The sequence below is a fragment of the Bradyrhizobium sp. TM239 genome, from assembly GCF_036247985.1.
Lineage (GTDB): Bacteria > Pseudomonadota > Alphaproteobacteria > Rhizobiales > Xanthobacteraceae > Bradyrhizobium > Bradyrhizobium ottawaense.
Genome location: NZ_BTIR01000001.1, coordinates 434,097 through 460,279 on the forward strand (window position 1 = coordinate 434,097; position 26,183 = coordinate 460,279).

Genomic DNA, 26,183 nt, shown 5'->3' on the forward strand with positions numbered 1-26,183 from the left:
CAAAAAAGCCTGCCGCTTGTGAACGGCTTCACATCCCGGAATCCGCAAACGTGGTCCCCTGACCCTCCGAAAAGAAACGTGGGACCGACAAGAATGACGACACTCTACGACGGCTTTGACATTGAATCCTTCGAGGCTGGCAAAGGCCTCTGGCACGCCCGCATCCGCCGCGCCGATCTCAGCCCCGTCGCCATCGACGGCGTGCTGTTTCCGGCGATGGAAGTCGGTTTCGCCTGGCCCGATCAGAACGCCGCGATTGCCGACGCCAAGCACCACATCGACCGCTTCCGCCGACGGGCCGACAGCGACGACGAATAAGCGAGCCGAACGGCGAACCAGGGACAGCGCAGCTAAGGGGGCAACCGGGTCATGTCAGTCATCGAGATCGACGACTCGTCGCGGCCGAGGATCTACACCCGCAATGTGCTGTCCAACTGCCCGGATTGCGACGGCGATCTCACGGTGCTCCGCGTGATCGGCGGCCGCGCAGGGTGCGAGTACTGGACCATGCGCTGCACCGATTGCGGCGGCATCCATCTCGACATCCTGAAGCCGCATCAGGCGGGCGAGGACGAGGGTCCGCTACCAGCCGCGTGAGGCCCCTGCCCCCGCATGACCGGCCGCTAAAGCGGAATGGCTTTGGGTTGAATCAATTGCCGCGGCTCTTTCACCTCTCCCGCTTGCGGGAGAGGGAGCGCACCTCCGCCGTTGCAACGATCCAGCCTCATCTCATCCCGCTTTAGCGGCTGCCCGCGATGCCGCCGACGAACGCCGTCGCCCGGCCGGCAATCGCCGAGGACAGTGCGCGTTCGGACAAGCCGCAGAAGAATCCGATCAGGATGGCCACGCTGCCGGCCTTCCAGAACGAACTCGCTTCGGTGTTCAGGTCGCCGATCTTGACGTTGATCGCCCCGGTCCAGAACAGCAGGCACGCGGCCATCGTGAGCACCACGACGAAAATGATGCGTAGGGGCGCATCGAGCAGCTCCTCTTCCGGCGCTGCAAGCTGCTCGAAGGTCAAATTGACCTGACGCACCGAGAACGACGCCCAGGTCCCCAGGGACGCGCCGGCGGCGGCAAGCAGGAACGACCTGTGCACATACCACCACGACGCGCAGGAGGTGACATCGTCGCACGCGCGATTCTTGACCACGACGTAGACGAGGAGGAACAGCGCGGCGAAACCAAACGACCACGCTCCGAGACGTCGTACATATCTATTGAGTATTTCCCGTGCTTCGTGCGCAATGAACTCCTGGCGCAAGCGATCGATCGCGAGTTTCGCAAGCGCGGTGTGCGGCTGCTGGAGACCGATCCGCGCGATGCCGACCAGCTTGTCGATATATTCATCGAGCATCCGCAGGCCGCGCTGTTCCTCCTTCGGGCGAGACCAGAACCGCGCGTGGGCGCGAGCGCGAATCTGGCGGCAAACCGTGGCGATGATCGTCTCGGCCCTGCTGATCTCGACATAGAGATCGCGTTGATCCTGCGTCGGCTGGTCGTTGGGTGGCGGCAATCCCTCCGCAATGCGTATCTCGAGCGCGACATTGTAACCCGCGTCCTCGCCGGTGCCTCGTACCGGCGCGACCGTGAAAAGCTTGCGGCCGAGCCGGGATCGCTGCGCAGCGTAATAGCCACGCGTGTACGACACGTTGGCGGCGGCCGCATCGGAGGCAAGTTCCTCCGACTTCCAGAAGGTGAATGTCTCCCTGAGCCGACCTATCACCTCGGTGCGCTGCGCGCGGCGCGTCTGTAGCCCGGGCTCCGAATAATTGGCACGCAAATCCGCGGCCTCGTCGGCCGCGAGACCGTCGATCAACTCCCTCTGCGCGTCGAGATAGGCCTGCTCGGCCGGATCGGGCGCATAATTGACGACCGCGAGCGCAATCTCGCCATCAAAGCGCGGCGGCAATGCGTCTGCAAGTGTCACGTCGGGGACGTCGGCGCTGACCCGGCCGAGGATTTCGGCAGAGCGGTCCGTCGTCGCGGCCATATCGGCGGGGCCGTTGACCAATTCCTCGGCAACGGCGCGCAGGGCGGCCATCTGTGCCGCTCTGAACGCGACGCGAGCCCGCAGGATGCTGTCGCGGAGCGTCGCCCTGGCGTCAGCGGCCGCCTGCGCGGCAAGCTGATCGACCGCGCGGGCGACGTTGGCGATGATTGCGCGCTCCGGCTCGGCCGGTGCATAGGCTTGCGCCGGCGCAATCTGAAAATCGCCCGGAATTCGCGCTGGATTTCGATTTCCGATCGTAAACGCCATCACTTGTACTTTTTGTTCGGGCAGTCCTTTTTGCCGCAATTGATTTGCACGCGCGGACGATTCTCGTCCTCGTCGTCCGGGCGGATGATGTTCTGAAAGTATTCGTCGAAGGCGTGCGCCTGCAGCTTCGGAGACCCGGCCGCTGCTCGGCGCGCCCGGGCTTCCACCAGGGATTTCATCAAGGGTGAGGGTTCTACGCCCGGTGCGATAACGGCGGAATTGTCAAAGAGATCGCGAAGCTCGGAATACAGGAGCTCCTCATAATTGGTCAGCTTGTCGGCGCGCTTGTGCAATTCCGCGAGCAGCAAGCTCAGTGCAGGGCCCAGCATCTCCAGGTTCCTCCCCGGCTCCATTAAAGTCGAGCATTTAGTTTTAATCAACCAAAAATTGAAATCGTCATCAAGCAATGGCGGGGCGCGGTGCTGTCGCCGGCCTGCTGCCAACCTGCTGTCAGCAGGCTGCATGAGGACGGTCATTCGCCCTTTATCGGGAGGCGGACTCATCCCATATTCGGCTCATGGCGAAGAAACCTGCATCCTCCGAAAAATCCGGCAAATCCCCCAAATCCAAGGCTCCGTCCAAGGCTCCGTCCAAGGCCCCGAACTCGAAGGCGCATCGGCCTGACGTGCAGCCGATCGGGCCGGCGCTGGCCGAGCTGCTCAATCCCGCGATCAATCGCGGCGACGCCGGGCTTGGATCGGGCACCGGGCTGCAGCCGCCGCCGGACAATTCACGCGACCGCCGCTCGGGCGGCGAGGCTGCGGCCCATCGCGCGCGGGCCTCGACGCCCAAAGACCTTCAAAAGCAGTTTCCGCAGGATAGTGCGCGGCCGATGCCGCTGCGGCCCAATCCGCAGCCGCCGGGGGCCCGGCAATCCACCGAGGTTGACGGGCTGGAAGAAGCGCCGCAGGCCAATTACGGAACCGCGGCCACGATCCCGACGCTCGATCCGGAACTGGCGCGGCAGCTCGGCCTGCCCACCGAAGAGGACGATGCCGAAGCGCTGGCGCGTCCGCCGCGCAACAAGATGGAGGCGCTCGGCGTCAAGGCGACCGCGGAGGCGCTGGAGTCGCTGATCCGCGAGGGCCGGCCGGAGTTCCGCAAGAACGACGGCTCCACCAAGGTATGGACGCCGCACCGGCCGCCACGTCCGGAGAAGTCCGAAGGCGGCGTGCGCTTCGAGATCAAATCGGAATACCAGCCCAAGGGCGACCAGCCGACCGCGATCGCCGAGCTGGTCGAAGGCGTCCAGCGTAACGACCGCACCCAAGTGCTGCTCGGCGTCACCGGGTCGGGCAAGACCTACACGATGGCGCAGGTGATCGAGAAGACGCAGCGCCCCGCGCTGATCCTGGCGCCGAACAAGACGCTCGCCGCCCAGCTCTATGGCGAGTTCAAGAATTTCTTCCCCGACAACGCGGTGGAGTATTTCGTCTCCTATTACGACTACTACCAGCCGGAAGCCTACGTCCCGCGCACCGACACCTATATCGAGAAGGACTCCTCGATCAACGAGCAGATCGACCGCATGCGCCACTCGGCGACGCGCGCGCTGCTCGAACGCGACGACGTCATCATCGTCGCTTCGGTGTCCTGCATCTACGGTATCGGCTCGGTCGAGACCTACACCGCGATGACCTTCGCGTTGAAGAAGGGCGAGCGCATCGACCAGCGCCAGCTGATCGCCGACCTCGTCGCACTCCAGTACAAGCGCACCCAGCACGATTTCACCCGCGGCACGTTTCGCGTGCGCGGCGACGTCATCGACATCTTCCCGGCGCATTATGAGGACCGCGCCTGGCGCGTGAACCTGTTCGGCGACACCATCGAGACCATCGAGGAATTCGATCCGCTCACCGGCCACAAGCAGGACGAGCTCGAATTCATCAAGATGTACGCCAACTCGCACTATGTGACGCCGCGCCCGACGCTGGTGCAGGCGATCAAGTCGATCAAGGCGGAGCTGAAGCAGCGGCTCGACCAGCTGCACGACCAGGGGCGCCTTTTGGAAGCGCAGCGGCTGGAGCAGCGCACCACTTTCGACCTCGAGATGATGGAGGCGACCGGAAGCTGCGCCGGCATCGAGAACTATTCGCGCTACCTCACCGGACGCCGTCCCGGCGAGCCGCCGCCGACGCTGTTCGAATACGTCCCCGACAACGCGCTGGTGTTCGCCGACGAGAGCCACGTCACCGTGCCGCAAATCGGCGCCATGTTCAAAGGCGACTTCCGCCGCAAGGCGACGCTGGCCGAATACGGCTTCCGCCTGCCCTCATGCATGGACAACCGCCCGCTGCGCTTCGAGGAGTGGGACATGATGCGGCCGCAGACGGTCGCGGTGTCGGCAACGCCGAGCGGCTGGGAGCTGAACGAGAGCGGCGGCGTGTTCGTCGAGCAGGTCATCCGCCCGACCGGACTGATTGATCCTCCGGTCGACATCCGCCCGGCCCGCACCCAGGTCGACGATCTCGTCGGCGAAGTCCGCGCCACCGCGCAGGCCGGCTATCGCTCGCTGATCACGGTGCTGACCAAGCGCATGGCGGAGGACCTCACCGAATATCTGCACGAGCAGGGCATTCGCGTCCGCTACATGCACAGCGATATCGACACCATCGAGCGCATCGAGATCATCCGCGACCTGCGCCTCGGCGCGTTCGACGCGCTGGTCGGCATCAACCTCTTGCGCGAAGGCCTCGACATTCCCGAATGCGCGCTGGTCGCGATCCTCGATGCCGACAAGGAAGGTTTTCTGCGCAGCGAGACCTCGCTGATCCAGACCATCGGCCGCGCCGCGCGCAACGTCGATGGCAAGGTGATCCTCTACGCCGACCAGATGACGGGCTCGATGGAGCGCGCCATCGCCGAAACCAACCGCCGCCGCGAGAAGCAGGTCGAGTACAACACCGCCAACGGCATCACGCCGGAGAGCGTGAAGAAGCAGATCGGCGACATCCTCAACTCCGTCTACGAGCGCGACCACGTGCTGATCGAGGTCGGCGGCCACGACATGACCGACGACGTCATCTCGATCGGCCACAATTTTGAAGCCGTGCTCGGCGATCTGGAAACGCGGATGCGCGAGGCCGCCGCCGATCTGAACTTCGAGGAAGCCGCGCGCCTGCGCGACGAGGTCAAGCGCCTGCGCGCCACCGAGCTCGCGGTGGTCGACGATCCCACCGTCAAGCAGCGCGCCGTGCAGGGCAAGGCCGGCGCCTATGCCGGCAGCAAGAAGTACGGCGACGCCGCGAATTTGCCGGTCAGCGCCATGAAGAAGAAGACCGTGGGCTCCGCACTGAAAGCCAGCGGCGGCGGCAGCGGCTCGAAGGTGCACAAGCCGCATCTCGACGAGATGCACGGCCCGGAATCGCTGCCCTATCGCGAGAACCGCGCGCTGCCGGCAAAGCCATTCGGCGGCGAGAGCCGGATCATCCAGCCGACGGACTCGAGGCAATCTGGACCGGAGTTCGGGCCGGCGCCGAAGTCGACGGGTGGGATGCCGGGAAGGCGCGGGGGGTGGAAGAAGAGGTAGGCAGACGAATGCGATCGAGAGGTCGCTTTACGACTTATGGCCGCTCTCAGATACTTCGTCGATCTCCACATGATTCGCTAAGATCGGACATTGATGGCGCACCTGCCCAAGCATAGACCGGGTAGCTTCACCAAGAACTTTGCTTGGGGAGGAAGGGGGTTCAAAGACCTATACGATGCTATCCGCTCAGGGTACCAATCAACGCTAACGGCGGTCCCGCGAGATGTTTGGCGCAAAGAATCAGGCATTGACGATTCGTCACTTGATCTGATTCCCATCAACTTTTTTCTACATAATCTCAAAGGACGAATGTCGGTGGATGAGCTTGTATTCCAAGCCATTCAGCGTCCCCACACTAGCGACTTTGATCGCTTGGCGCTCTTCGCATTTCATCTCAACAGGGTAGGTACGCCGCCATTTAAAGGGCCCTCACGGCCGGCGCTCTGGGCAAACGAATTTGTTAGGCGCGTTCTATGGCGATCCGGCGCTTGGCAAACCGCCGCACTTGGTCAGCAAAGTCTCGATAACTTCATTGCGGCAAACATGATCGGCCAAGGCGATGTCAGAGTAAAATCACGGAATAATTATCGTCACTTTTTTGAGCTTGCCGGTTATTTGCCTACGGTGACCGTGACCATAAACACCGGCGCTCACAGTTGGATGGCGTCGGCGCTTTTTCTGGCGTGGGATAGGCACATCTTAGACACCGGTCGAACAAGGGAGGCTGAACTTCTCGGGATTGTGAGAACTGAAGAACTCCACAAGCTGCTCGGCGTGTCGGAAGCGGCCGCACTTACTAACGCAAGAACGCTCGCAAAAACATATTTGGCCGCCGGCGGGCTCCTTCGTTTTAAGATGGATGCGAGCGTTTCTAGACCAAAAGTCACTCGCCTACCCGCTGCACCGATACCTGGTGGGGCGCCCCCAACACCGCCCCTAGACGCAGAATGGCTCGATCAAGACGGTTCGGATGAAATCGTCGAACGCTCCATGATTTCGCGAATGGCTCAAAAACGGAACCGTAAGATAGCTGTGCAACTGCGCCTGCATTACAATCACAAATGCATGTTTTGCGGAGTTCGTTTGGAGATTGGAGAAAGTCGATTCTATTCGGAGGCCGCGCATATCAAACCCTTGGGAAAACCACATAACGGTCCTGACAAGACAGGTAACCTACTCGTACTTTGCCCGAACCATCACCTACAGTTTGACCGTGGAGTTCTCCGGATAAAAAATGAAGGATCGAAACTACGGCTCTCATCCGCCGTCCCGTCCGATCCTCTCGACAAGAAATTAATCACACCGTCGCACACTCTCGATACCTCTTGTATCGACTGGCACTATGAGTGGTTTGAAGACAAGCGATGATTGCTCGCTAGCCCTAAGGGCCCTATCGAAATGTAAAGCGCCCTTTGCGAGCCTGGGACTTATTCGGCCGCAATTAGCCCGGCCTGCGAATGATTTGCGTAGGTCTTCCACGTCGGAGCGTACCCATCGTCGGCCTGATTGCCCCACGTGGTCCAGCCCTTACGCGTACCGCGTCCAAACAATTCCATAAATGGCCCAGGCGAACACGCTTCGATAATATCGTATTGCTCATCTGGCTTACGCGAATGCTCGCGCTTGCGCGTCGCAAGTAAATTTACCTGCCGTCGTCCCGGCGCGAGTGTGCGCGCGTTCTTGCCCCGTACGCCGAACAAAATCAGTTCAGTGACATTGCGGAAATAGAACCCGACTCCACGTCCGTCGGATCCGCCGTCCTTGCGCACCTTGTGCCAGACGATGTTAGATTTGTAGGTGAAGCCCCATGCCTTCATGACCGCCAGACCGTCAGGCAGCATCGCGTTCGGACACCACAGATAAAGGTGAGCTGTCGGTGCGCATATCTCGGGGATTGGCAGCGCACTGATCTCGTCGAGTTTCATGGTCCCGTAGCGCGAAAGGCGCTTGTGTTCAGGGGCAACCTTCCCGGTCTTGTTCGTAAATTGCCAGGGCGGATCGGCCATGACCGTAGAAAATCGGCGGTTCGAAGCGAATTTAAGTAAGTCCTGCCCGGCCGACTGCATTGGCGATCTCGTGTTTGAGCGACTCAAGTAGGTATACGCGAAGATAATTTTTCCATCTTATCATGTTCACGGTACGTTCTCAAGATACTTGGTGATAAATCTTTTCTTTTGCTGGGCGTGAGTCGACTGGAAAAGTTGATGTTTGAAAAGTTGACGAAGCGTGGGTTTCAAGTCGAGTTTTCTTCGCACGCAGAGGCAATCTTAGCTGGCGACTTTCCGGAGGTTGCTTCGCAGCTCGAAGAAGTCCTCTTGGATTCGACGATCCCCATCGAAGAAATCATTGGTTCAGGTGGCGGCGAAACGAAGGGCACACAAAGGCTGCGCAATGCGCTCGCCGAACACGACTGGCGCAAACATAATTTCATCGTCCAACGGATAATAGACGGCGTCGAGCGCGAAGCCCAATCGCACGAGGTCGACCATATCAGAACATTCAAGGCAGGCACGGTCGCGCTCGAGATAGAGTGGAACAACAAAGATCCCTTTTTTGACCGCGATCTCGAAAATTTCAAACGTCTACATGCCGACGGCGCAATCTCGCTAGGCATCATAATAACAAGAGGCTCTACCCTTCAGGACGCTATGAAGCGCTTGGTACGGCGGTTTGTTGATGACAACAACGTCGACTCCCATGACGACATGGAAAGAATTGGTCTTGATCGGACCCGACGCCAAATTGCCGACGTTACTAAACGCGTGACTCGAAAAAAGAATCCAGTCCCCTTTCGAGATGCTTGGGTGGATCACTTTGTCGGCGACAAATTTGGTACGGCAACGACGCATTGGAGCAAGTTGCAGGATCGGGTACAGCGCGGCGTCGGCAATCCTTGTCCGCTGGTGCTGATCGGCTTGCCTGAATCGATCGTAACGTTTGGCGAGGATCCTTCCGAAATCAAAAAACTGCTCAGCGATGGCGAGGATGCATCCGATACGTCTGGGGTGGTTCTCCGAATCGTAAATTGAACAGGGCCATGCAGCGGTTCTCCGTAATCCATACGTAAGGTCACGGCTATGGATTCCGGGCTCGCCGCTTTGCGGCGCCCCGGAATGACGATGGGGGCTCACCCCACACGTGCCGCCAGCAGCGACAGCAGCAGAACCGACGCGATCAGTTGAACCGACGTCGCCGGCTTGGCGCGCCAGTGGGCAATCTTTTCGGAGAAGGACAGGTCGCGTCGAAGAACGATGGCTCGTAGGCCTTGGCAAATCTCCGGAATGTCGATCGCGCCCAGATCGCGAGGAGACTGTAGAGGATCGTCGCCATGGCGATAGTGAGCACGGGATTGCCGCCATGATGGTCGCCCAGCAGCTTCACCATCAGCGATGGCTGCGGCGAAGATCGGGAAGCCGTGCAAGGTCGCGGTCAGCGCAAAGCCTTGTTGAAGGCCCCGGATTTCGACATGGTGATCGAGGTCATGACATCTTCACCCCACACTCGCCGCCACCACCGCATCTCCGACAGCAGCAGCACGATCGTCACGAGTTGCAACGAGGCGACCGGCTGGGTGCGCCAGGCCGTGATCTTGTCGGACAGCGACAGATGGGCCTCGAAGAATTTCGGCTCGTAGACGGTCTTGAACAGCTGCGGGAAGCTCGGCCCGCTCTGAACCAATCCGGAGTCCCTTCCTGACGCAGTCTGGTTGCTTCGTCGCGAGGGCTCCTCGCACTGACGTAGCGCCAGCCCAACCCAGCTTGCCCCACGCACTGTTTTGCCCGACGCGTCAACACCTCCACGCAAAAATATTCCACTTTACCGAAATTCGGAATTATCGTATATCGCAGTCACTCCGGCCCACGGAGAGGGCGTATCGCGATCGTCACGACATGGGGCCGGACGGCGGTGGACACGGGTCCCATCGGCGCGAGAGGTTTTGCAGGGCGGGCAACCGTGAGCGAGACGGCGCGCTTTCGACGGGTGAGGCGCGTGTACGGCAAAATCGTGTGGTCCTGGCGCCCGGGGTTCTGGCGCCAAGTCTTGCGGTGACATGAGCGGCCCAACCGGGCCGGCGTGTCGGTGATCCGCGAGGTGACGGGGGCAATAGTGCAACGCTCCCCGGGGAGAGCGCGACATAAGCCGTTCCAACCATCGCGCAGGGAAGGCCGGGATGTCCCGGTTGCCCTGTGGTCTTCCGCCTGTGCCTGCACACGCAGACTACCTTTTGCACAGGCGGCCACGGGAGCCAATCGGCTCCCGGCCTTCCCTGCGCCCTCTCTTCCAATCGGGGCGCGCAACCAGGCAAAGCTCGGGCGAAACGCGCCGCGGGAATGCGGAGGTGTGCCTGCCATGAAAGATGCAAGGGATCGAGCGATGTCCTCACGACACATTCGTCATTGCGAGCGCAGTGAAGCGATCCAGGAACGTCTCCGCGGCAGGATTCAGGATTGTTTCGCTGCGCTCGCAATGACGAGATCGAGACAGCGAACGCACCCTCATCCCACGCTCGCCGTCACCACGGCCATCACCGATAGCAGCAGCACGATGGTCACGAGCTGGAGCGAGGCGACGGGCTGGGTGCGCCATGCCGTGATCTTGTCGGACAGCGACAGATGGGCTTCGAAGAATTTCGGCTCGTAGACGGTCTTGAGGAAGGCCGGGAAGCTCGGGCCGAAGGTCACGGCGAGCATGGCGTGGGCGAGCGAGGCGATGGCGACGAAGATGGCAACGCCGGGGTCGCCGACGAGATCGTGGTTGCCGCAGAGCTTGAGCAGGAAGGCGGCAGCGGCGAAGGTCGGGAAGCTCTGCAGGATCGCGGTCAGCGCGAGGCCTTCGAGCGCGTTGTGCAGGCGGGACTTTCTGACGGTGGCGAGGGCAGCCATGGCACGTCTCCCTGATGACATGCCGATGACGTTAGCTGCGATGGGATGGGCGTGATGTGAGATGGGTCACGCGCCTAGGTCTGAGTTCGTGGCTACCCCTCTCCCCGCCCCTCCCCGCAAGGGGGGAGGGAGAGAGCGGTGGCCGCCTCACTCGCCTCAGCGTGACGAGGGCTACAACTTCCCCTGCCCGTTGATCTGGCTCTGCTGCCGCTGCCTGTCCTGTTCCTTGGCGTGATGCCTGCCGTAGAGGCAGCCGGCGGCGGCGCCGAGGACGCCGTGGTGGCCGGCGTAGTGACCGGCGACGCCGCCGACGACGGCGCCCTTGATGCAGCCCTTGGCGCTGGCGGCGGAGGTCGCGCCAAGCATCAGAAGCCCGACGGCGATGGCGAAAAGCGGGGCTTTCATGGATCGATGTCTCCGGATGCGATATCGGCGTCTCAACGGGCGCCGATGGGTCCGGGTTCCAACGCCCGGCGCATGGCAGGATGCGACCGCGATGTGCACGCGGCGTCACGCAGGACGCAAAGCGCCGAGCGAATTTTTGCATGCGGAAACGCACGCAACCCGCAATTGCACCCCATGAACCGGGCATTGTGCTCGCGCGTCATACCCTGCAATCACCCTGTGATTTTGCGGATCGATGGACCCGCGAGCCGCACGATAGCGTTTGCAAAGCAGGCCAGCGAGGACAGGAGCAGCATGACGATTGAATCGCTGAACAGGCAACGCGTGCTGCATCTGCTCGACGCCTTCGCGCGCGGCGATCTCGAGGCCGCGCTGGCGTGCTGCACCGACGACGTCGACTTCCTCACCCATGCGCCCATCGACGTGCTGCCGCACCTGGTGCCGCGCCACGGCAAGGCCGAATTGCGTGCGCTCTGGCAGACGGTCTGGTCGCGCTATTCGGAGATTCGCTACAAGGCGCCGCACATCCTGGCCGAAGGCGAGGCGGTCGCGACCTACATGCAGGCCTATTTCAGGAAACGCAGCAACGACCGCATCGTGCAGTTCGACATGGCCGTGTTCTACACCTTCCGCGGCGGGCTGGTGGCGGAGATCCGCGAGATCATCGATTCCTACGATCTGGTGCAGCAGGTGTTGGAGCGCGAGATCGGGCCGCTGATCGTCGGCGCCGGGGTGGACTGATCCTCCGCCCCTGGAACCGGCGCGCGAGCCGCCGGGACCCGGGAGATTACGGGGTTCTATTGCAAATCTCACATTTCGCCATCAATTGTGCATTGCGAAAACGTGAATTGCGTTTTGGCCGAAATCGGGTATTTTGTTCGTATACAAATGAGTTGAGCCCCATCGCCTGACTGCGCATGGGGTCGTTTTCCGTTTCCGCAAGCCAGCTTCAGGACTGCCCAAAATGACAGAGCACAGCCTCTGGCGTTTCTCGCGTGCGTTGCACCGCGCGATCAACGACCGGCATTTCGAGGACATCGAGGCCCTGATCGACGAGGACGTCGAGTGGGCACTCTACGGCCCGATCGACATGTTTCCGTTCCTCGGCGCGCGCCAGGGCAAGGACGCCGTGCTCGACGTCATCCGCCAGCTCGCCGACAATTTCCAGGTCCGCCGCTTCGACCGCGAGAGCATCATGCTGGGCGTCGATTCCGCCGCCTCGATGCTGCGTTATTCGCTGACGGCACTGGATTCCAACAAGCCGATCAGCTTGCGGGTCGCGCAGTTCGCCCAGTTCAGGGCGGGCAAGCTCACCAGCATGCGGGTCCTGATCGATACCTTCGACCTGGTCGAGCAGGCACTCGGCCGCGCCATTCATCTGCCGAAGATGACCAGCGTCGGTTGAGGGGGACGCCAACGGGCCCCGCTGTTCGGGACCGATGACAATGCCTGACACGACGTCCTGGCCTCCAGCCCCGCCGGATGCCGTCGTGCCGGAAGCTCGTCGTCGGGCGCGCGCCTCTCGCGCGGCCCGTTGGTTCGCGTCCCCCACGCGAGTTGCCACAATTTCGCAACGATAAATCCGCATTGATGCAAGCAGACCGAATGGCGCATGGTCATCACCAAGGACCGTCTTATATTGGCGGACAACGTGCGCTGGGGTTGGCGGGCAGGACGATGGAATTCTCGACAGGTTGTGGCTGGACCAGGCTGCCGGTGCTGGCGGCCGCGTTCATCTTGGGCTCTGTGCTGACGGTTTCGGCGCAGATCATTCCCCCCTTCTCCCCACCCGCGGCCGCGTCCGACGAGGCCGAGACCGAGACGGCAGAGGCCCCCGACGTCAACGACCCCGACGTGCTCAAGGGCATCGACGTCGACAAGCTCGACTGGAGTCAGCTCGCGGTCGATGCCGGCACCGGCATTGATCCCATCGCCGCCAAGAAGCGCGCCCAGGCCGCCGCCAAGGACGGCCTCGACTGGTCGTCGAATGCCAATGCGAACGGCTCCTCGGCGGTGACGGTGAAACAGTCCGTGTTCTCGTTCTGGGATACGCGGATCGGCGCCGACATGACGGTGACCAGCGAGCCGCGGACGATGTCCGAGCTGCTGGCGCAAAAGGCCACCAATGGCGGCAACCTGCCGCAATCCTCCGGCAGCGCCTGGGCGACGGCGACCGCGCCCGGCGCCGGAGTAATTTGGGACAAGACCGCGGTGGAAGCCCGCGTCGATCCCGGCTCGGAACAGAGCAAGCTCGGGGCCTCGCTGACCAAATCGGTGCCGCTGTCCGGCGACACCTCGCTGACGCTGCAGAACGGCTACAGCGTCAACCAGCAGGGCACGAGTGCGGTCCCCGGCATCGGCGGCCACATCACCCGCAATTACGAGACCGACCAGTCCGCCAAGGTCACCCTCGCCGACACCGGCACCAGCGTCACCGCCGGCCAGACGCTGTCGACCACCGACGACAAATGGCTGCGCAAGGTCGGCGCCGAGCAAAAACTGTTCGATAACGTCACCGTCTCCGGCTCGGTCGGCGAGACCTCGCAGGGCGCGATCAACAAGAGCGTGACGGCGGGTTTCAAGAAGAGCTGGTAGGCCAAGCCTCTACTCTTTGCCCCTTATCCTGAGGGCGCTCCAAAGCAGCGCGTCTCGAAGGATCGAGGCCGCGCTGCGAGAGCGGGGCCGGCATGGTTCGAGACGCACGCGAAGGGGCGCGCTCCTCAGCATGAGGGGATGGGTTCCGACGCGCGTTACCGCCATTCAGACTCTCGTAACCATACGCCACGGCAAAACCCCCGAATGGTCCGCCCTTGCCGCATCTCGGCCCATTTGCGGCCCAATTCCGGCGCCCTGATGCGGGTTGCCTCACAGACGTCGTCGTGCGGGGGACACTCGCGCTGCGCTCAACGCGAACAGGGGAATAACGATGAACGCCATGCGTCCGGAAAAGACCGAAGCCGCCGAGACCGAGACGGTCGACACCAACCTCGCTGCAGTTACGGAAGTCGAAGCCGGCATCCGCGACTTCGTCCGCAACGACATCGCCTATCTGCGCCGTCCGGCGGCGACGACCACGGATGCGCCCCCGCTCGATCCGAGCGCGGAGGCTACCGTCACCAACGTCAACTCGCTGATCCAGCGCGTCGCCGGCACCTCGCTCGCCGAGATCGAGAATCTGATTTCGGAGCTCGAGAGCCTGCGTGACCTGCTGCATGCCGAGGGCCAGCGCGTCCAGCGCGAGATCTCCGGCTACGCCCAGCTCAGCCAGGCCGCGATGAAGTCGACGCGGATGATCGCCGACAACGTCGCGCAGTGGAAGCGCGCCGCCGACGGCCTGCGCAATAGCTAAGCACTGGCGCCAAGCATCACCGAGCCGCCGCGTCCCCGGAAGGGTGCGCGGCGGTTTTGATTCTGGGTGTCGTACAAGCGTAGCCGGGGGTCCGCACCCCGTTCCTCAACACAAGTGTCATCGCCCGCGAAGGCGGGCGACCCAGTATCCCAGGGCCGGCGTTGGCGGGCTCGCTCTCCCCACCTCCGCCGCGGCGTACTGGATGCCCCGGTCAAGCCGGGGCATGACGGCGGTGGGTGTGGCTGAAAAAAGGCCGCATAAGACGGTGGACGCACGTTCACACCGTCACCGTAGCCATGCGGTGCGCATTTGAACCCCCCGCGCCTTCCCGACGACCAATGCCAAGCGCCCGCTTCTCTTGCGGCCGGGCCGGGGGACATTTCATGGAAAGCATTCGGCCCGACAACACGGACCCGATCTCGCTGCGGCCCGCGCCCAATCAGCTCGGCACGATCATGCTGCGCTTTGTCGGATTGCTGGTGGTTGCGATCGCGGTGCTGGCGTTCGTCTACAGCCGCTGAGGCGGGGCCGTTTTCCGGCCCCGAAAACTTAACAGATTATTACCGGCTCGCGTCGACGGCCGAGGCTTCCAGGGTGTAGGCGCCATCGGCATAGCCCTTCACCACCATGCCGGCGACCAGCATCACTGCCAGCGTCGCGGTAGCGAAGAGAAATCCGACAAGCTTGAGTGCGCCGCGATCTGCCATGGTCCTCGTCCCCTGTACTCTGCCCAATTCGTTTCAATTAGACAGCGACAGGTTCATAATTGGTTAGCAACTCGATGGTTCCGCCAACTGCTTCGCGGATAATCCATGTTGCGCAGGCTTATGGCAGCCGCCCGGAATCGCGTCCATAGCGCGCGGGCAACACTCGCGCACTCATTTGCCCGTTCATCCTGGAACAGGTCTAACCGCTCTTTGCGCGCATCGGCACGAAGGCGCTGGCGGTGATGGAATAGACCTCCTCGCCGCGCTGGTTGGTGCCGGTGGTGCGGGCGGTCAGGATGCCCCAGCCGGGGCGCGAGGCCGAGGTGCGCTTGTCGGTGACGACGTTGACGTAAGCGACGGTGTCGCCGGCGAGCACCGGCCTGATCCAGCGCAGGTCGCGAAAGCCCGGCGAGGGGCCCCATACCGCAACCTCCTCGCCGCGCGCTACGGCTTCGCGCGCTAGGCGCTGGCCGTCGGCGACAAGCAGGCTCATGCAGGCCGAGCCGACATGCCAGCCCGAGGCGGCAAGCCCGCCGAACAGCGAGTTCTTGCCCTCCTCCTCGTCGAGATGAAAACGCTGTGGATCGAACTTCGCGGCGAAATTCTTGATGGCCTCGGCCGTGAACGTATAGGCGCCGATCTCGCGGCGCTGGCCGATCTCGATGTCGTCGAAGAACCGCATCAGGCCGCCCCCTCGCGCCGCTTGATCAGGATCGGCGAGGTCATCTCGCCCAGCGCCTGGCCCTGGGCATTGCGTACGGTGCATTTGAACTTGACGATGCCGAGCTCGGGGCGGCTCTTCGAGGTGCGGGCCTCCAGCACGTCGACATCGAGTGTCAGGTCGTCACCCGGCCTGAGCGGCGAGAGCCAACGCACCTCGTCGACGCCGGGAGACCCCAGCGACGCGGCGCGGGTAATAAAACCGTCCGCCATCATCCGCATCATCAGCGAGCAGAGGTGCCAGCCCGAGCCGGACAAGCCACGCAGCATGCTCTTGGCTGCTGCCTCCTCGTCCAGATGCATCGGCTGCGGATCGAACTCGGCCGCGAAGGCCAGAATCTCGTCGCGGGTGACGTGGCGCGGGCCGAATGTTCCGAACCGGCCGGGCGGGAAATCTTCGAAGGTCAGGGTCATCTTGGGATTGGCTAGCGGAAATGACAGATTGTGGCCGCACTTTGCGGCAATCTCAACCCGCCGGCCCGCATGGCTCGTGCTACATACGGGGTGGCGGCGTTGGTCTTGAGTCGGATCAACCGAGGGCCAGAGATCCATTACCAAGGCCCGATGCCCTGGGGAGAGCAATGTTTTCATTCAGCGATCTGTTTCAGTGGGACCGCTTCATCACGCCGACGATCATCAAGACCTTCTATTGGCTGGTGATCGCGCTGATCTGCCTGTTCGGCCTCTCCGGCATCTTCTCAGGGCTGGCTGCGATGGCGATCAGCCCGTTCGGCGGCTTCCTGGTGCTGCTGTCATCGATCGCGAGCGTCGTCGTCGGAATCGTGTTCTCGCGCATCCTCGCGGAGTTGATCCTGATCGTCTTCCGCATCAACGAACATCTCGGCGCCATCCGCGACCAGGGCAGCGGGATGCGGTGAGGCTCTCGTGTCCCGGACGCGGCGCGGCATGAAATGACGCGACGCAGAGCCGGGACCCATGCATCCACAATTCGAAGCTTCTGGGCCCCGGCTCTGCAGCGCACCGCTGAAGAAGCGTTGCGCTGCGTCCGGGGCACGAGATTCAGCCCTTACGTATTGAACCGGAAATGCATCACGTCGCCGTCGGCGACGACGTATTCCTTGCCTTCGAGGCGGAGCTTGCCGGCATCGCGCGCGCCGGCTTCGCCGCCCAGCGCGACGTAATCCTCGAACGCGATCGTCTCGGCGCGGATGAAGCCCTTCTCGAAATCGGTATGGATCACGCCGGCCGCGCCCGGCGCCTTGGTGCCGCGGTAGATGGTCCAGGCGCGCGCTTCCTTCGGGCCCACGGTGAAATAGGTGATGAGGTCGAGCAGCGTGTAGCCGGCACGGATCAGGCGATCGAGACCGGCCTCTTCGAGGCCCAGCGTCTCCAGGAAGTCGGCGCGTTCCTCACGCGAAATGGTCGCGATCTCGGATTCGATCTTGGCCGAGATGACGACGGCAACCGCGCCTTCCTTGGCGGCCTGCTCCTGCACCGCCTTGGAGAACGAATTGCCCGTTGCGGCCGAGCCTTCCTCGACATTGCACACATAGAGCACGGGCTTTGACGACAACAGGCCGAGCATGCCGAAGGCGCGCTCCTCCTCCGCCTTGCGCTCGACGAGGCGCGCGGGCTTGCCCTCGCGCAGCAGCACCAGGGTGCGGTTGACGAGGTCGAGCTGCTCCTTGGCGTCCTTGTCGTTGCCCTTGGCCTTCTTGGTGAGGTTGTCGACACGCTTCTCGAGGCTGTCGAGATCGGCGAGCATCAACTCGGTCTCGATGGTCTCGATGTCGGCGAGCGGGGCGATCTTGCCCTCGACATGGGTGATGTCGGAATCCTCAAAGCAGCGCACGACATGCGCGATGGCGTCGACCTCGCGGATGTTGGCGAGGAACTGGTTGCCGAGACCTTCGCCCTTGGAGGCGCCGCGGACCAGCCCTGCGATGTCGACGAAGGTCAGCCGGGTCGGGATGATCTGTCCCGACTTGGCGATCGCCGCGAGCTTGTCGAGCCGCGGATCGGGCACCGCGACCTCGCCGACATTCGGCTCGATGGTGCAGAACGGATAGTTCGCGGCCTGCGCCGCGGCCGTCTCGGTCAGCGCATTGAACAAGGTCGACTTGCCGACATTGGGCAATCCGACGATCCCGCATTTGAATCCCACGAGCGTTATTCCTTGCCGTTGTCGTCCTTGGTCAAAAATCCCTTCGCCTGCATGGCGAGATGCACCCTGTTGGCGAAGGTCGCATCCGTGCCCTTGGCGAGCAGTGCGGCGTGCTCGACCACCGCCTCGCACAGCGTCGTCACCCAGTCGTTGTCGGCCTTGGCGAAGTCCGACAGCACGTGGCCGTGCACCAATTCCTTGACGCCGGGATGACCGATACCGAGCCGGACCCGGCGATAGTCGTTGCCGATATGCGCCGAGATCGAGCGCAGGCCGTTATGGCCGGCGATGCCGCCGCCGATCTTCACCCGCACCTTGCCCGGCGGCAGCTCGAGCTCGTCATGAAACACAGTGACGTCGCCCATGGCGATCTTGAAGAAGCTTGCGGCTTCCTGCACGGCGCGGCCGGAATCGTTCATGTAGGTCGTGGGCTTGAGCAGGATCACGCGCTCAGTGCCGAGCGTGCCTTCCGAGGTCTCGGCCTGAAAACGACGGCGCCATGGTGCGAAACCATGACGCCGCGCGATCTCGTCGACGGCCATGAAGCCGATATTATGCCGGTTACGTGCGTATTTCGCGCCGGGATTGCCGAGCCCAACAAAGAGTCGCATGACGCGGCGCGCCCCTCGCTCGGCGCGCGATCAGAGACCGCGCGCCAGCTTTGAGAGATTACTTCTTCTTGTCGCCGCCGGCGGGAGCCTTGGCAGCCGCCGCCGGAGCAGCAGCACCCGCAGCCGGAGCCGCAGCGCCAGCCGCCGGAGCTGCCGCAGCAGCGCCAGGAGCTGCAGCCGCAGCCGCGGCCTTCTGCTCTTCGGCGTAGCCGGACGGCGGCACGATGGTGACGAGGGTCGCGTCCTCGCGGGTCAGCGCCTTCACGCCGGCCGGCAGCTTGATGTCAGCCAGATGCAGGGAGTGACCGATTTCGAGCGAGCCGACGTCGGCCTCGATGTACTGCGGAATGCTCTCGACGCCACATTCGAGCTCGATCGCATGCGCGACGATGTTGACGGCGCCGCCGCGCTTCACGCCGGGCGAACCTTCTGCCCTCACCACGTGCAGCGGAACGCTGATGCGGATGGTGGCACCTTCGCCGAGCCGCATGAAGTCGACATGGATCGGGAAATCCTTGACCGGATCAAGGTGGTAGTCGCGCGGAATCACCCGGTGCTTCTTGCCGTCGAGGTCGATGTCGACCAGCGTGGTCAGGAACCGGCCGGCGAGGATACGCTGGCGCAGTTCACGATCGTCAACCGAGATCGGGAGCGGGGGTTGCTTGTTACCATAGATCACTCCGGGCACTTTCCCGGCGCGACGCTCAGCCCGGGCGGCCCCCTTGCCGCTCTTCGGACGTGCGGTCGCCTTCAATTCCTTGACGGTCGTCGCCATGTCGTTAAGTCCTTGTTTTTGCAAAAGTTAATGGGCCGCAGCGCGGCCCATGGCATCGTTCGCAGCAAGCCTCCAGGGGTGCGGGGGCCACGAACTGGCGGGCTTTTACCCGGAAGATGCGGAAATGACAAGGAGAATGGGCTGCCGGCCAGGACCGGATAGCTCTTGTAGCCCGGATGGAGCGCAGCGAAATCCGGGACCAATGCCGCCTGTTGCCCAAGTCACCCGGATTACGCTGCGCTCCATCCGGGCTACGGTCCCGGCGTCAGCCGCCGAGCTTGGCCTCCAGCGCCGCGAGGCGCGCCTTCAGCGCCTCGTTCTCCTCGCGCGCCAGGCGGGCCATGTCCTTGACCGCCTCGAACTCCTCGCGCTTGACCAGATCCATGTCGCGCAGGAATTTTTCGGCCTGGGTGCGCATCACCGTGTCGAACTCGCGCTTGACGCCCTGGGCCGCGCCGGCGGCATCGTTCATCAGGCGGCCGATCTCGTCGAAAAACCGGTTGTTGGTCTGGGTCATTTCGGCCTCCTGAAGCTCCGATAAACTTTGCGCGAACGCTCCGAAACACAATGGCAATCCGATTGGACCGGTTCAAGACCCGATCGGCGGTATCCTTGTCATGCCCCGGTTTCCTTGCAATCGTATTCAACGTCCCTGCATAAGAAGAATCACAAGGCGACAAGAGATGATCGACCAGCAGATCGCGATCCCCACCAGGGACGGCCACACCGCAACTTTCATCAGCCATCCCGAACGCGGCGGGCCGTTTCCGGTCATCCTGTTCTACATGGACGCGCCGGCGATCCGCGAAGAGCTGCGCGACATGGCGCGCCGGCTCGCGACCTCGGGCTATTACGTGATGCTGCCGAACCTCTATTACCGCTCCGGCGTGATGGAGCTCGGCGCGCTGCCGGCCGATCCGAACGCGCCGGAGCGCAAGCGCATGTTCCAGCTGATGGGCTCGCTCACCATTCCCATGATCATGGACGACACCCGGGCGCTGCTCGCTTATGCCGAGGGCCAGGCGGCCGCGAACACCAGACTGGTCGGCACCGTCGGCTATTGCATGAGTGGCCGCTACGCCATCAACGCCGCTACGCATTTCCCTGACAGGGTCAAGGCGGCCGCCTCGGTCTACGGCGTGCAGCTGGCAACGGATCAGGCCGACAGCCCGCACCTGGCTGCGGCTAAGACCAAGGCCGAGCTCTATTTCGCCTGCGCCGAGACCGACGTCTACGCGCCGCCGGAAATTATCGAGAAGGTCAAAGAAGGCATGAAAGCCGCGAAAGCCGAGGTCGAGATCTATCCCGGCACGCATCACGGCTTCGCCTTCCCCAAGCGCCCGGTCTATGACCGCGACGCCGCCGAGCGGCATTGGGAGCGTCTCTTGGCGCTCTATCGCCGCAATCTCGTCCAGATATAGAAGGCGAGATGCAACTTCTTCTCATCGACTTCCCCGCCTTCAAGCCGATCGCGCTCGAGATCGGACCGTTCGCGATCCGCTGGTACGCGCTGGCCTATATCTGCGGCATCGTGTTCGGCTGGCTCTATGCGCGCTCGCTGCTGAAGAAGGAGCGCCTGTGGGGCGGCCCCGCCCCGATGTCGCTGCTGCAGATCGACGACTTCATCCTGTGGGTCACGCTCGGCATCATTCTCGGCGGCCGTACCGGCTACGTGCTGTTCTACAACCTGCCTTTCTTCATCGATCATCCTGCCGCGATCTTCCGATTGTGGGAGGGCGGCATGTCCTTCCATGGCGGCTTCCTCGGCTGCGTCGTCGCGGTGATGTGGTTCGCCTTTCGCAATGGCATCTCGATCCTGTCGCTCGGTGACATCACCACCGCGGTCGCCCCGGTCGGGCTGCTGCTCGGGCGCATCGCCAACTTCATCAACGGCGAATTGTGGGGCCGCGCCACCGATGCGAGCCTGCCCTGGGCGATGATCTTCCCCAACGATCCAACGCAGCTGCCGCGCCATCCGAGCCAACTCTACGAGGCCGGCATGGAAGGCATCCTGCTGTTCACCGTGCTCGCGGTGATGATCCGGCTCGGCGCGCTGAAGCGGCCGGGCATGATCCTCGGCGCCTTCATCCTGATCTATGGTCTGACCCGGATTGCCGGCGAGCACTTCCGCGAACCGGACGCGCAGCTCGGCTTCCTCTGGGGCGGATTAACCATGGGCATGCTGCTGTCGATCCCGATGCTTATCGTGGGCGGCATACTTATTGTATTGGCAGTCAGGCGCGGTGCGCCGAAGCCCGCAGGGGCCATTCGTTAATTCCTTTCGAGAAGATAGCCGTGACCGAACAGCCGCTGCTCAACGAAATCAAGGCGCTGATCAAATCCTCGGGCCCCATGCCGGTCTGGCGGTACATGGAACTGTGCCTGATGCATCCGCGCCATGGCTATTACGTTTCGCGCGACCCGCTCGGGCGTGAGGGCGACTTCACCACCGCGCCCGAAGTCAGCCAGATGTTCGGCGAGTTGCTGGGACTATGGACCGCCTCGGTGTGGAAGCAGATGGGCTCGCCGCAATTCCTGCGGCTGATCGAGCTCGGCCCCGGCCGCGGCACCATGATGGCGGACGCGTTGCGCGCCCTTCGCGTGCTGCCGCCGCTCTACCAGGCGCTTCATATCCACATGGTCGAGGTCAATCCCGTCTTGCGCGAGCGGCAGAATGCGACGCTGTCGGGCGTGCGCAACATCGCCTGGCACGACAGCATCGACGACGTGCCTGAGGGACCGAGCATCATCCTCGCCAACGAATATTTCGACGTGCTGCCGGTCCACCAGATGGTCCGCCACGAAAACGGCTGGCACGAGCGCTTGATCGAGATCGACGGCAACGGAAGACTGCAATTCGGCGCGGCGTCCGAACCGACGCCACGCTTCGACGTGCTGCTGCCGCCCTTGGTGCGCGCCGCGCCCGTCGGCGCCGTGTTCGAATGGCGGCCCGACGGCGAGATCATGAAGCTCGCCACGCGCGTGCGCGACCAGGACGGCGCCGCGCTGATCATCGATTACGGCCATTTGCGCAGCGATGCCGGCGACACGTTCCAGGCGATTGCGCGCCACACCTTCGCCGATCCCTTGAAGGCGCCGGGCCAGGCCGACGTCACCGCACATGTCGACTTCCAGGCGCTGGCGCGCGCGGCCGAGGATCTCGGCGCGCGCGTGCACGGACCGGTGACGCAAGGCGACTTCCTCAAGCGGATCGGCATCGACACAAGGGCTGCCGCCTTGATGCAGAAGGCAACGCCGGAGGTCGCCACTGACATTTCGATCGCCCTCAAGCGGCTGACCGACACCGGGCGCAGCGGCATGGGCTCGATGTTCAAGGTGCTCGGCATCTCCGAGCCGCGGCTGACAGGCATTGCCGGCCTCAGCGATCTCGAACAGGCCGGAGGCGATTCATGACGCTGTCTTCGTCACTGCTGTCCGCCGTGCCCGGACTGCGCCACTCATTCTTCACCCGCGAGGGAGGTGTCTCGGGAGGCATCTACTCCGCGCTGAACGGCGGCCTCGGCTCCAATGACGACCAGACCCTTGTCGCGGAAAACCGCCGCCGCATGGCCGAGCACGTCGGCGTCGCGCCGGAGCGCTTCCTCAGCCTGCACCAGATCCATTCGCCCGACGTGCTGGTCGCCGAGGCGCCATGGCCGAACGGGCCGAGGCCGAAGGGCGATGCGCTGGTGACGAACACGCCCGGCATTGCACTCGGCGTCTCCACCGCCGATTGCGGGCCGGTGCTGTTCGTCGACCCCAATGCGCGCGTGATCGGCGGCGCGCATGCGGGGTGGAAGGGCGCGCTGACGGGCGTGCTGGAAGCGACGATTCTGGCGATGGAGAAACTCGGCGCCACGCGCAGCGGCATCATCGCCGCGATCGGCCCCTTGATCCGGCAGGAGAGCTACGAGGTCGGCAACGAGTTCGTCGTGCGCTTCATCGAGGCCGATGCCGACAACGCGATGTACTTCATCCCGTCGGCGCGCGAGGGACACGCAATGTTCGACCTTGCCGGCTTCATCCGCAAGCGGCTGGAGGCCGCCGGCATCCTGATGATCGACGATCTCGGCGTCGACACCTACGCCGACGAGCGCTTCTTCAGCTATCGCCGCTCGGTGCATCGCAAGGAGCCGGATTACGGCCGCCACGTCCACGCGATCGCGCTGGAGGGGTGAACACAAAGGCAACACTCTGTGTCATTCCGGGGCTCGCGAAGCGAGAACCCGGAATCCATCATGCGGCAGTTCACGCGGCGAAATGGATTCCGGGCTCGCGCCAAGTGGCGCGCCCCGGAATGACCGCGTGTTGTGTCGCTCCCGCCCTAGACCTTAATCGATTTTAACGATATCGCTGCCCTCCATAATGAGGGACGCGTCATTCATCCTGGGCCGTGCGGGTTCGCGCGTGCTGGCGGTCATGCTGCTCGGGGCAGCGACCGCGCTTGGCGGCTGCGCCGGCGGCGGTGGGGCCGCCAACTCCTATGCAATGGCGCCGAGCGCCGGCTCTGGGGCAACGGTCGCCTTCGAATCGATCGACGGGCCGCCGCCGCAGGTGTTCGACCGCATGGTCGGCGTGCTCGACAGCGAATCCAAGCTGCGCAGCCTGTCCGTCGTCTCCCGCGAGGGCTCGGCTGCCTTCCGCGTGCGCAGCTATCTCTCCGCCCAAATCGTGCGCGGCAAGACGGTGATCGCCTGGGTCTGGGACGTCTACGACGCCAACCAGCAGCGGGCACTGCGCCTCTCCGGTGAGGAACCGACCTCGACCAAAGGCAGCCGCGATCCCTGGGGAGCAGCTGACGACCTCGTGCTGCGGAAGATCGCCCAGGCCGGATTCAGCGGACTTTCCAACATGATCAACGGAACGCCGGATACACCTGGCGCTGCTCCGGGCTTGCGGGGCCCGGCGGTGGCGAGCGTGATCCCGCAGGGCCCAGTGGCGGAGATGCCGGCCACGGCACTCGGCTATGCCGAGCGATAACCCCCGCTAAACCACGGCCTCAAGTTGCGGCCAAGCCGTTGGCCCGACTCAGGATTTTCGAAGGGAAAACGTAGCATCCCGGGTTGCCATCGCAGCCCCCGGCCTGATATTTCCTCGCCCGTCGTAACCGTGCTTCCAGTGGGATCTGAGATGTTGAACGTCGTATCCAGCAAAGCGCGGGAGGAAGCGTCCATGTCGGCCAAAAACGGCTCCATCAAGCTCGTCGCCGGCAACTCCAATCCGGCCCTCGCGCAGGCGATCGCGCAGGGCCTCGACTTGCCGCTGACCAAAGCGGTGGTGCGGCGCTTCGCCGACATGGAGATCTTCGTCGAGATCCAGGAGAATGTCCGCGGCTCGGATGCCTTCATCATCCAGTCGACCTCGTTCCCGGCGAACGACCATCTGATGGAATTGCTGATCATCACCGACGCGCTGCGCCGCTCCTCGGCGCGCCGCATCACGGCGGTGCTGCCCTATTTCGGCTACGCCCGGCAGGACCGTAAGTCGGGCTCGCGCACGCCGATCTCGGCCAAGCTGGTCGCCAATCTGATCACGCAGGCCGGTGTCGATCGCGTCATGACGCTCGATCTGCACGCCGGCCAGATCCAGGGCTTCTTCGACATCCCGACCGACAACCTCTACGCGGCGCCACTGATGGTGCGCGACATCAAGGAGAGGTTCGACCTCTCCAAGACGATGGTGATCTCGCCCGACGTCGGCGGCGTGGCCCGCGCGCGCGGCCTCGCCAAGCGCATCAACACCCCGCTCGCGATCGTCGACAAGCGCCGCGAGAGGGCGGGCGAATCCGAGGTCATGAACGTGATCGGCGACGTCGCCGGCTACACCTGCATCCTGATCGACGACATCGTGGACTCCGGCGGCACGCTGGTGAACGCGGCCGACGCGCTGATCGCCAAGGGTGCCAAGGACGTCTACGCCTACATCACCCACGGCGTGCTCTCCGGCGGCGCGGCCGCCCGCATCGCGGGCTCGCGGCTGAAGGAGCTCGTGATCACCGACTCGATCCTGCCGACGGAGGCGGTGACCAAGGCGCCGAATATCCGCACGCTGCCGATCGCCAGCCTGATCTCCGACGCGATCGCACGCACGGCGGCGGAAGAATCGGTGTCGAGCCTGTTCGACTGACACTGTCATTCCGGGGCGGCGCGAGAGCGCCGAACCCGGAATCCATCTTGCAGCAATCCGCGTCGATCAATGGATTCCGGGCTCGCGCTACGCGCGCCCCGGAATGACCATGCTTACCCCACGATCCCCGCCGCGACCTGGCCGCGCAGGCGCTCCAGGCCGAGCAACGTCTCTGCACAAGCGGCCGCGACCTCGACGCCCTTGATCGCAAAATGCTTGCGGAAGAAGTCGTAGTGCACCTCGGTCTCGTGGAATTGCTGCGGCGTCAGCACCGCGGAGAACACCGGCACTTCGGTGCGCAGCTGCACGTCCATCAACGCCTTGATCACGGTGTCGGCGACGAACTCATGGCGATAGATGCCACCATCGACGACGAGGCCGGCCGCGACGATGGCGGTGTAGCGCCGCGTCTTGGCGAGGACCTGCGCGTGCAGCGGGATCTCGAACGAGCCCGGCACCTCGAACACGTCGACATGGGTGAGATGGCGCGCCTCGGCTTCCTTGATGAAGGCGATGCGGGCCTCCTCGACCACGTCGCGGTGCCAGCAGGCCTGCACGAAGGCCACCCGCTGCGGCTTGGCAAAGCGCGGGTGGTCGGGCGCCGGGCCTTGCGGAACCGGCGGTTGGCTGACTTCGGAAGTTTCGGTTTTGGGGTCTTGCAGCATCTGATTCATGGCTTTCCTTCTTAAGGAC

General features: G+C 63.5%; 32 protein-coding genes. 17 read left to right on the plus strand and 15 right to left on the minus strand.

Annotated features, from left to right (window positions below; all coding sequences use genetic code 11):
* Positions 1-93: 93 nt before the first annotated feature.
* On the plus strand, positions 94-318 hold the full coding sequence (locus AABA84_RS02110; RefSeq protein ID WP_018318312.1) for a hypothetical protein: 225 nt from the start codon (positions 94-96) through the stop codon (positions 316-318).
* A 51-nt stretch (positions 319-369) separates the two neighbouring features.
* Positions 370-597, plus strand: coding sequence for a hypothetical protein (locus AABA84_RS02115; protein ID WP_212248382.1), 228 nt, complete (start codon positions 370-372; stop codon positions 595-597).
* Between the two features lie 142 nt (positions 598-739).
* Here the strand turns inward: AABA84_RS02115 and AABA84_RS02120 are convergent, their stop codons facing one another.
* Both AABA84_RS02120 and AABA84_RS02125 read right to left on the minus strand, forming a co-directional pair.
* Positions 740-2,044, minus strand: a complete 1,305-nt coding sequence (locus AABA84_RS02120; protein ID WP_338311198.1) for a hypothetical protein — start codon at positions 2,042-2,044, stop codon at positions 740-742.
* 215 nt (positions 2,045-2,259) lie between these two features.
* Positions 2,260-2,736 (minus strand): hypothetical protein, encoded by a 477-nt coding sequence (locus AABA84_RS02125; RefSeq protein ID WP_212248384.1) that lies wholly within the window; start codon positions 2,734-2,736, stop codon positions 2,260-2,262.
* A gap of 41 nt (positions 2,737-2,777) precedes the next feature.
* Here AABA84_RS02125 and uvrB point away from each other — a divergent pair, with 41 nt between their 5' ends.
* The gene (gene uvrB / locus AABA84_RS02130; RefSeq protein WP_338311201.1) at positions 2,778-5,789 is read left to right on the plus strand and encodes an excinuclease ABC subunit UvrB; all 3,012 of its coding nucleotides are present in this window, start codon (positions 2,778-2,780) and stop codon (positions 5,787-5,789) included.
* Positions 5,790-5,882: 93 nt separating this feature from the next.
* Positions 5,883-7,157, plus strand: a complete 1,275-nt coding sequence (locus tag AABA84_RS02135; protein WP_212248386.1) for an HNH endonuclease — start codon at positions 5,883-5,885, stop codon at positions 7,155-7,157.
* 59 nt (positions 7,158-7,216) lie between these two features.
* Here the strand turns inward: AABA84_RS02135 and AABA84_RS02140 are convergent, their stop codons facing one another.
* Positions 7,217-7,855 (minus strand): MT-A70 family methyltransferase, encoded by a 639-nt coding sequence (locus tag AABA84_RS02140; protein ID WP_212248387.1) that lies wholly within the window; start codon positions 7,853-7,855, stop codon positions 7,217-7,219.
* A 138-nt stretch (positions 7,856-7,993) separates the two neighbouring features.
* Here AABA84_RS02140 and AABA84_RS02145 point away from each other — a divergent pair, with 138 nt between their 5' ends.
* The gene (locus AABA84_RS02145) at positions 7,994-8,818 is read left to right on the plus strand and encodes a BglII/BstYI family type II restriction endonuclease (protein WP_212248388.1); all 825 of its coding nucleotides are present in this window, start codon (positions 7,994-7,996) and stop codon (positions 8,816-8,818) included.
* A 98-nt stretch (positions 8,819-8,916) separates the two neighbouring features.
* Here the strand turns inward: AABA84_RS02145 and AABA84_RS02150 are convergent, their stop codons facing one another.
* The 4 genes from AABA84_RS02150 to AABA84_RS02165 form a co-directional block, all read right to left on the minus strand.
* Complete coding sequence (locus tag AABA84_RS02150) at positions 8,917-9,210, minus strand: hypothetical protein (RefSeq protein ID WP_246550247.1); 294 nt, start codon at positions 9,208-9,210, stop codon at positions 8,917-8,919.
* Between the two features lie 8 nt (positions 9,211-9,218).
* Positions 9,219-9,467, minus strand: a complete 249-nt coding sequence (locus AABA84_RS02155) for a hypothetical protein (RefSeq protein ID WP_338311204.1) — start codon at positions 9,465-9,467, stop codon at positions 9,219-9,221.
* An 818-nt stretch (positions 9,468-10,285) separates the two neighbouring features.
* A complete protein-coding gene (locus AABA84_RS02160) occupies positions 10,286-10,672 on the minus strand; it encodes a hypothetical protein (RefSeq protein WP_212248389.1) in 387 nt (128 codons plus the stop codon).
* 171 nt (positions 10,673-10,843) lie between these two features.
* Positions 10,844-11,077 (minus strand): hypothetical protein, encoded by a 234-nt coding sequence (locus AABA84_RS02165; protein ID WP_212248390.1) that lies wholly within the window; start codon positions 11,075-11,077, stop codon positions 10,844-10,846.
* Between the two features lie 294 nt (positions 11,078-11,371).
* Here AABA84_RS02165 and AABA84_RS02170 point away from each other — a divergent pair, with 294 nt between their 5' ends.
* The 5 genes from AABA84_RS02170 to AABA84_RS02190 all read left to right on the plus strand — a co-directional run bounded on the left by AABA84_RS02170 (position 11,372) and on the right by AABA84_RS02190 (position 14,947).
* Entirely contained in the window at positions 11,372-11,818 is a 447-nt protein-coding gene (locus tag AABA84_RS02170; RefSeq protein WP_212248391.1) for a nuclear transport factor 2 family protein, read from the plus strand.
* Positions 11,819-12,041: 223 nt separating this feature from the next.
* On the plus strand, positions 12,042-12,482 hold the full coding sequence (locus AABA84_RS02175; protein ID WP_038947455.1) for a nuclear transport factor 2 family protein: 441 nt from the start codon (positions 12,042-12,044) through the stop codon (positions 12,480-12,482).
* A gap of 272 nt (positions 12,483-12,754) precedes the next feature.
* Positions 12,755-13,672: a hypothetical protein gene (locus tag AABA84_RS02180; RefSeq protein WP_212248392.1), complete on the plus strand. Its 918-nt coding sequence runs from the start codon at positions 12,755-12,757 to the stop codon at positions 13,670-13,672.
* Positions 13,673-14,003: 331 nt separating this feature from the next.
* Positions 14,004-14,426 carry a hypothetical protein gene (locus AABA84_RS02185; RefSeq protein ID WP_028140177.1) on the plus strand — a complete coding sequence of 141 codons (423 nt, stop codon included), beginning with the start codon at positions 14,004-14,006 and terminating at the stop codon, positions 14,424-14,426.
* A gap of 383 nt (positions 14,427-14,809) precedes the next feature.
* On the plus strand, positions 14,810-14,947 hold the full coding sequence (locus AABA84_RS02190) for a hypothetical protein (RefSeq protein WP_164936752.1): 138 nt from the start codon (positions 14,810-14,812) through the stop codon (positions 14,945-14,947).
* Between the two features lie 39 nt (positions 14,948-14,986).
* On the opposite strand, the gene AABA84_RS02195 is transcribed toward AABA84_RS02190, so the two are convergent.
* From AABA84_RS02195 to AABA84_RS02205, 3 genes are all read right to left on the minus strand, one after another.
* Positions 14,987-15,133 (minus strand): hypothetical protein, encoded by a 147-nt coding sequence (locus AABA84_RS02195; protein WP_028140176.1) that lies wholly within the window; start codon positions 15,131-15,133, stop codon positions 14,987-14,989.
* Between the two features lie 199 nt (positions 15,134-15,332).
* Entirely contained in the window at positions 15,333-15,815 is a 483-nt protein-coding gene (locus AABA84_RS02200) for a MaoC family dehydratase (RefSeq protein ID WP_338309639.1), read from the minus strand.
* Positions 15,815-16,267, minus strand: coding sequence for a MaoC family dehydratase (locus AABA84_RS02205; protein WP_212248394.1), 453 nt, complete (start codon positions 16,265-16,267; stop codon positions 15,815-15,817). The genes AABA84_RS02200 and AABA84_RS02205 overlap by 1 nt, the downstream gene beginning before the upstream one ends.
* A 167-nt stretch (positions 16,268-16,434) precedes the next feature.
* Between AABA84_RS02205 and AABA84_RS02210 the strand changes: the two genes are divergently transcribed.
* On the plus strand, positions 16,435-16,731 hold the full coding sequence (locus tag AABA84_RS02210) for a DUF4282 domain-containing protein (protein ID WP_135164855.1): 297 nt from the start codon (positions 16,435-16,437) through the stop codon (positions 16,729-16,731).
* Positions 16,732-16,880: 149 nt separating this feature from the next.
* Here the strand turns inward: AABA84_RS02210 and ychF are convergent, their stop codons facing one another.
* The 4 genes from ychF to AABA84_RS02230 form a co-directional block, all read right to left on the minus strand.
* The gene (gene ychF, locus AABA84_RS02215) at positions 16,881-17,978 is read right to left on the minus strand and encodes a redox-regulated ATPase YchF (RefSeq protein WP_338311205.1); all 1,098 of its coding nucleotides are present in this window, start codon (positions 17,976-17,978) and stop codon (positions 16,881-16,883) included.
* 5 nt (positions 17,979-17,983) lie between these two features.
* On the minus strand, positions 17,984-18,589 hold the full coding sequence (gene pth, locus AABA84_RS02220) for an aminoacyl-tRNA hydrolase (protein ID WP_338311206.1): 606 nt from the start codon (positions 18,587-18,589) through the stop codon (positions 17,984-17,986).
* A 58-nt stretch (positions 18,590-18,647) separates the two neighbouring features.
* Positions 18,648-19,364 (minus strand): 50S ribosomal protein L25/general stress protein Ctc, encoded by a 717-nt coding sequence (locus AABA84_RS02225; protein WP_212248397.1) that lies wholly within the window; start codon positions 19,362-19,364, stop codon positions 18,648-18,650.
* Positions 19,365-19,629: 265 nt separating this feature from the next.
* A complete protein-coding gene (locus AABA84_RS02230) occupies positions 19,630-19,881 on the minus strand; it encodes an accessory factor UbiK family protein (RefSeq protein ID WP_212248398.1) in 252 nt (83 codons plus the stop codon).
* 166 nt (positions 19,882-20,047) lie between these two features.
* Here AABA84_RS02230 and AABA84_RS02235 point away from each other — a divergent pair, with 166 nt between their 5' ends.
* The 6 genes from AABA84_RS02235 (at position 20,048) to AABA84_RS02260 (ending at position 25,490) form a co-directional block, all read left to right on the plus strand.
* Positions 20,048-20,785, plus strand: coding sequence for a dienelactone hydrolase family protein (locus AABA84_RS02235; protein WP_338311208.1), 738 nt, complete (start codon positions 20,048-20,050; stop codon positions 20,783-20,785).
* Between the two features lie 8 nt (positions 20,786-20,793).
* Positions 20,794-21,639, plus strand: a complete 846-nt coding sequence (lgt, locus tag AABA84_RS02240; protein ID WP_212248400.1) for a prolipoprotein diacylglyceryl transferase — start codon at positions 20,794-20,796, stop codon at positions 21,637-21,639.
* Positions 21,640-21,659: 20 nt separating this feature from the next.
* Entirely contained in the window at positions 21,660-22,778 is a 1,119-nt protein-coding gene (locus AABA84_RS02245) for a class I SAM-dependent methyltransferase (RefSeq protein ID WP_338311209.1), read from the plus strand.
* Positions 22,775-23,542, plus strand: coding sequence for a peptidoglycan editing factor PgeF (pgeF, locus tag AABA84_RS02250; protein ID WP_338309631.1), 768 nt, complete (start codon positions 22,775-22,777; stop codon positions 23,540-23,542). The genes AABA84_RS02245 and pgeF overlap by 4 nt, the downstream gene beginning before the upstream one ends.
* A gap of 187 nt (positions 23,543-23,729) precedes the next feature.
* A complete protein-coding gene (locus AABA84_RS02255; RefSeq protein ID WP_338309630.1) occupies positions 23,730-24,344 on the plus strand; it encodes a hypothetical protein in 615 nt (204 codons plus the stop codon).
* 192 nt (positions 24,345-24,536) lie between these two features.
* The gene (locus AABA84_RS02260; protein WP_212248404.1) at positions 24,537-25,490 is read left to right on the plus strand and encodes a ribose-phosphate pyrophosphokinase; all 954 of its coding nucleotides are present in this window, start codon (positions 24,537-24,539) and stop codon (positions 25,488-25,490) included.
* A 113-nt stretch (positions 25,491-25,603) separates the two neighbouring features.
* On the opposite strand, the gene AABA84_RS02265 is transcribed toward AABA84_RS02260, so the two are convergent.
* Complete coding sequence (locus AABA84_RS02265) at positions 25,604-26,164, minus strand: 6,7-dimethyl-8-ribityllumazine synthase (RefSeq protein WP_212248405.1); 561 nt, start codon at positions 26,162-26,164, stop codon at positions 25,604-25,606.
* Positions 26,165-26,183 lie beyond the last annotated feature (19 nt).

What these genes read in the sequence shown, in the direction of transcription:
- AABA84_RS02255 (WP_338309630.1), top strand. Translation starts at nt 23,730, where the DNA reads ATGAGGGACGCGTCATTCATCCTGGGCCGTGCGGGTTCGCGCGTGCTG.
- AABA84_RS02265 (WP_212248405.1), bottom strand. Translation starts at nt 26,164, where the DNA reads ATGAATCAGATGCTGCAAGACCCCAAAACCGAAACTTCCGAAGTCAGC.
- AABA84_RS02135 (WP_212248386.1), top strand. Translation starts at nt 5,883, where the DNA reads ATGGCGCACCTGCCCAAGCATAGACCGGGTAGCTTCACCAAGAACTTT.
- AABA84_RS02145 (WP_212248388.1), top strand. Translation starts at nt 7,994, where the DNA reads ATGTTTGAAAAGTTGACGAAGCGTGGGTTTCAAGTCGAGTTTTCTTCG.
- AABA84_RS02190 (WP_164936752.1), top strand. Translation starts at nt 14,810, where the DNA reads ATGGAAAGCATTCGGCCCGACAACACGGACCCGATCTCGCTGCGGCCC.
- AABA84_RS02115 (WP_212248382.1), top strand. Translation starts at nt 370, where the DNA reads ATGTCAGTCATCGAGATCGACGACTCGTCGCGGCCGAGGATCTACACC.
- AABA84_RS02225 (WP_212248397.1), bottom strand. Translation starts at nt 19,364, where the DNA reads ATGGCGACGACCGTCAAGGAATTGAAGGCGACCGCACGTCCGAAGAGC.
- uvrB (WP_338311201.1), top strand. Translation starts at nt 2,778, where the DNA reads ATGGCGAAGAAACCTGCATCCTCCGAAAAATCCGGCAAATCCCCCAAA.
- pgeF (WP_338309631.1), top strand. Translation starts at nt 22,775, where the DNA reads ATGACGCTGTCTTCGTCACTGCTGTCCGCCGTGCCCGGACTGCGCCAC.
- AABA84_RS02260 (WP_212248404.1), top strand. Translation starts at nt 24,537, where the DNA reads ATGTCGGCCAAAAACGGCTCCATCAAGCTCGTCGCCGGCAACTCCAAT.
- AABA84_RS02210 (WP_135164855.1), top strand. Translation starts at nt 16,435, where the DNA reads ATGTTTTCATTCAGCGATCTGTTTCAGTGGGACCGCTTCATCACGCCG.
- pth (WP_338311206.1), bottom strand. Translation starts at nt 18,589, where the DNA reads ATGCGACTCTTTGTTGGGCTCGGCAATCCCGGCGCGAAATACGCACGT.
- AABA84_RS02195 (WP_028140176.1), bottom strand. Translation starts at nt 15,133, where the DNA reads ATGGCAGATCGCGGCGCACTCAAGCTTGTCGGATTTCTCTTCGCTACC.
- AABA84_RS02110 (WP_018318312.1), top strand. Translation starts at nt 94, where the DNA reads ATGACGACACTCTACGACGGCTTTGACATTGAATCCTTCGAGGCTGGC.
- AABA84_RS02140 (WP_212248387.1), bottom strand. Translation starts at nt 7,855, where the DNA reads ATGCAGTCGGCCGGGCAGGACTTACTTAAATTCGCTTCGAACCGCCGA.
- AABA84_RS02175 (WP_038947455.1), top strand. Translation starts at nt 12,042, where the DNA reads ATGACAGAGCACAGCCTCTGGCGTTTCTCGCGTGCGTTGCACCGCGCG.
- AABA84_RS02205 (WP_212248394.1), bottom strand. Translation starts at nt 16,267, where the DNA reads ATGACCCTGACCTTCGAAGATTTCCCGCCCGGCCGGTTCGGAACATTC.
- AABA84_RS02180 (WP_212248392.1), top strand. Translation starts at nt 12,755, where the DNA reads ATGGAATTCTCGACAGGTTGTGGCTGGACCAGGCTGCCGGTGCTGGCG.
- lgt (WP_212248400.1), top strand. Translation starts at nt 20,794, where the DNA reads ATGCAACTTCTTCTCATCGACTTCCCCGCCTTCAAGCCGATCGCGCTC.
- AABA84_RS02235 (WP_338311208.1), top strand. Translation starts at nt 20,048, where the DNA reads ATGATCGACCAGCAGATCGCGATCCCCACCAGGGACGGCCACACCGCA.
- AABA84_RS02165 (WP_212248390.1), bottom strand. Translation starts at nt 11,077, where the DNA reads ATGAAAGCCCCGCTTTTCGCCATCGCCGTCGGGCTTCTGATGCTTGGC.
- AABA84_RS02200 (WP_338309639.1), bottom strand. Translation starts at nt 15,815, where the DNA reads ATGCGGTTCTTCGACGACATCGAGATCGGCCAGCGCCGCGAGATCGGC.
- AABA84_RS02120 (WP_338311198.1), bottom strand. Translation starts at nt 2,044, where the DNA reads ATGGCCGCCCTGCGCGCCGTTGCCGAGGAATTGGTCAACGGCCCCGCC.
- AABA84_RS02185 (WP_028140177.1), top strand. Translation starts at nt 14,004, where the DNA reads ATGAACGCCATGCGTCCGGAAAAGACCGAAGCCGCCGAGACCGAGACG.
- AABA84_RS02160 (WP_212248389.1), bottom strand. Translation starts at nt 10,672, where the DNA reads ATGGCTGCCCTCGCCACCGTCAGAAAGTCCCGCCTGCACAACGCGCTC.
- AABA84_RS02230 (WP_212248398.1), bottom strand. Translation starts at nt 19,881, where the DNA reads ATGACCCAGACCAACAACCGGTTTTTCGACGAGATCGGCCGCCTGATG.
- AABA84_RS02125 (WP_212248384.1), bottom strand. Translation starts at nt 2,736, where the DNA reads ATGACCGTCCTCATGCAGCCTGCTGACAGCAGGTTGGCAGCAGGCCGG.
- AABA84_RS02170 (WP_212248391.1), top strand. Translation starts at nt 11,372, where the DNA reads ATGACGATTGAATCGCTGAACAGGCAACGCGTGCTGCATCTGCTCGAC.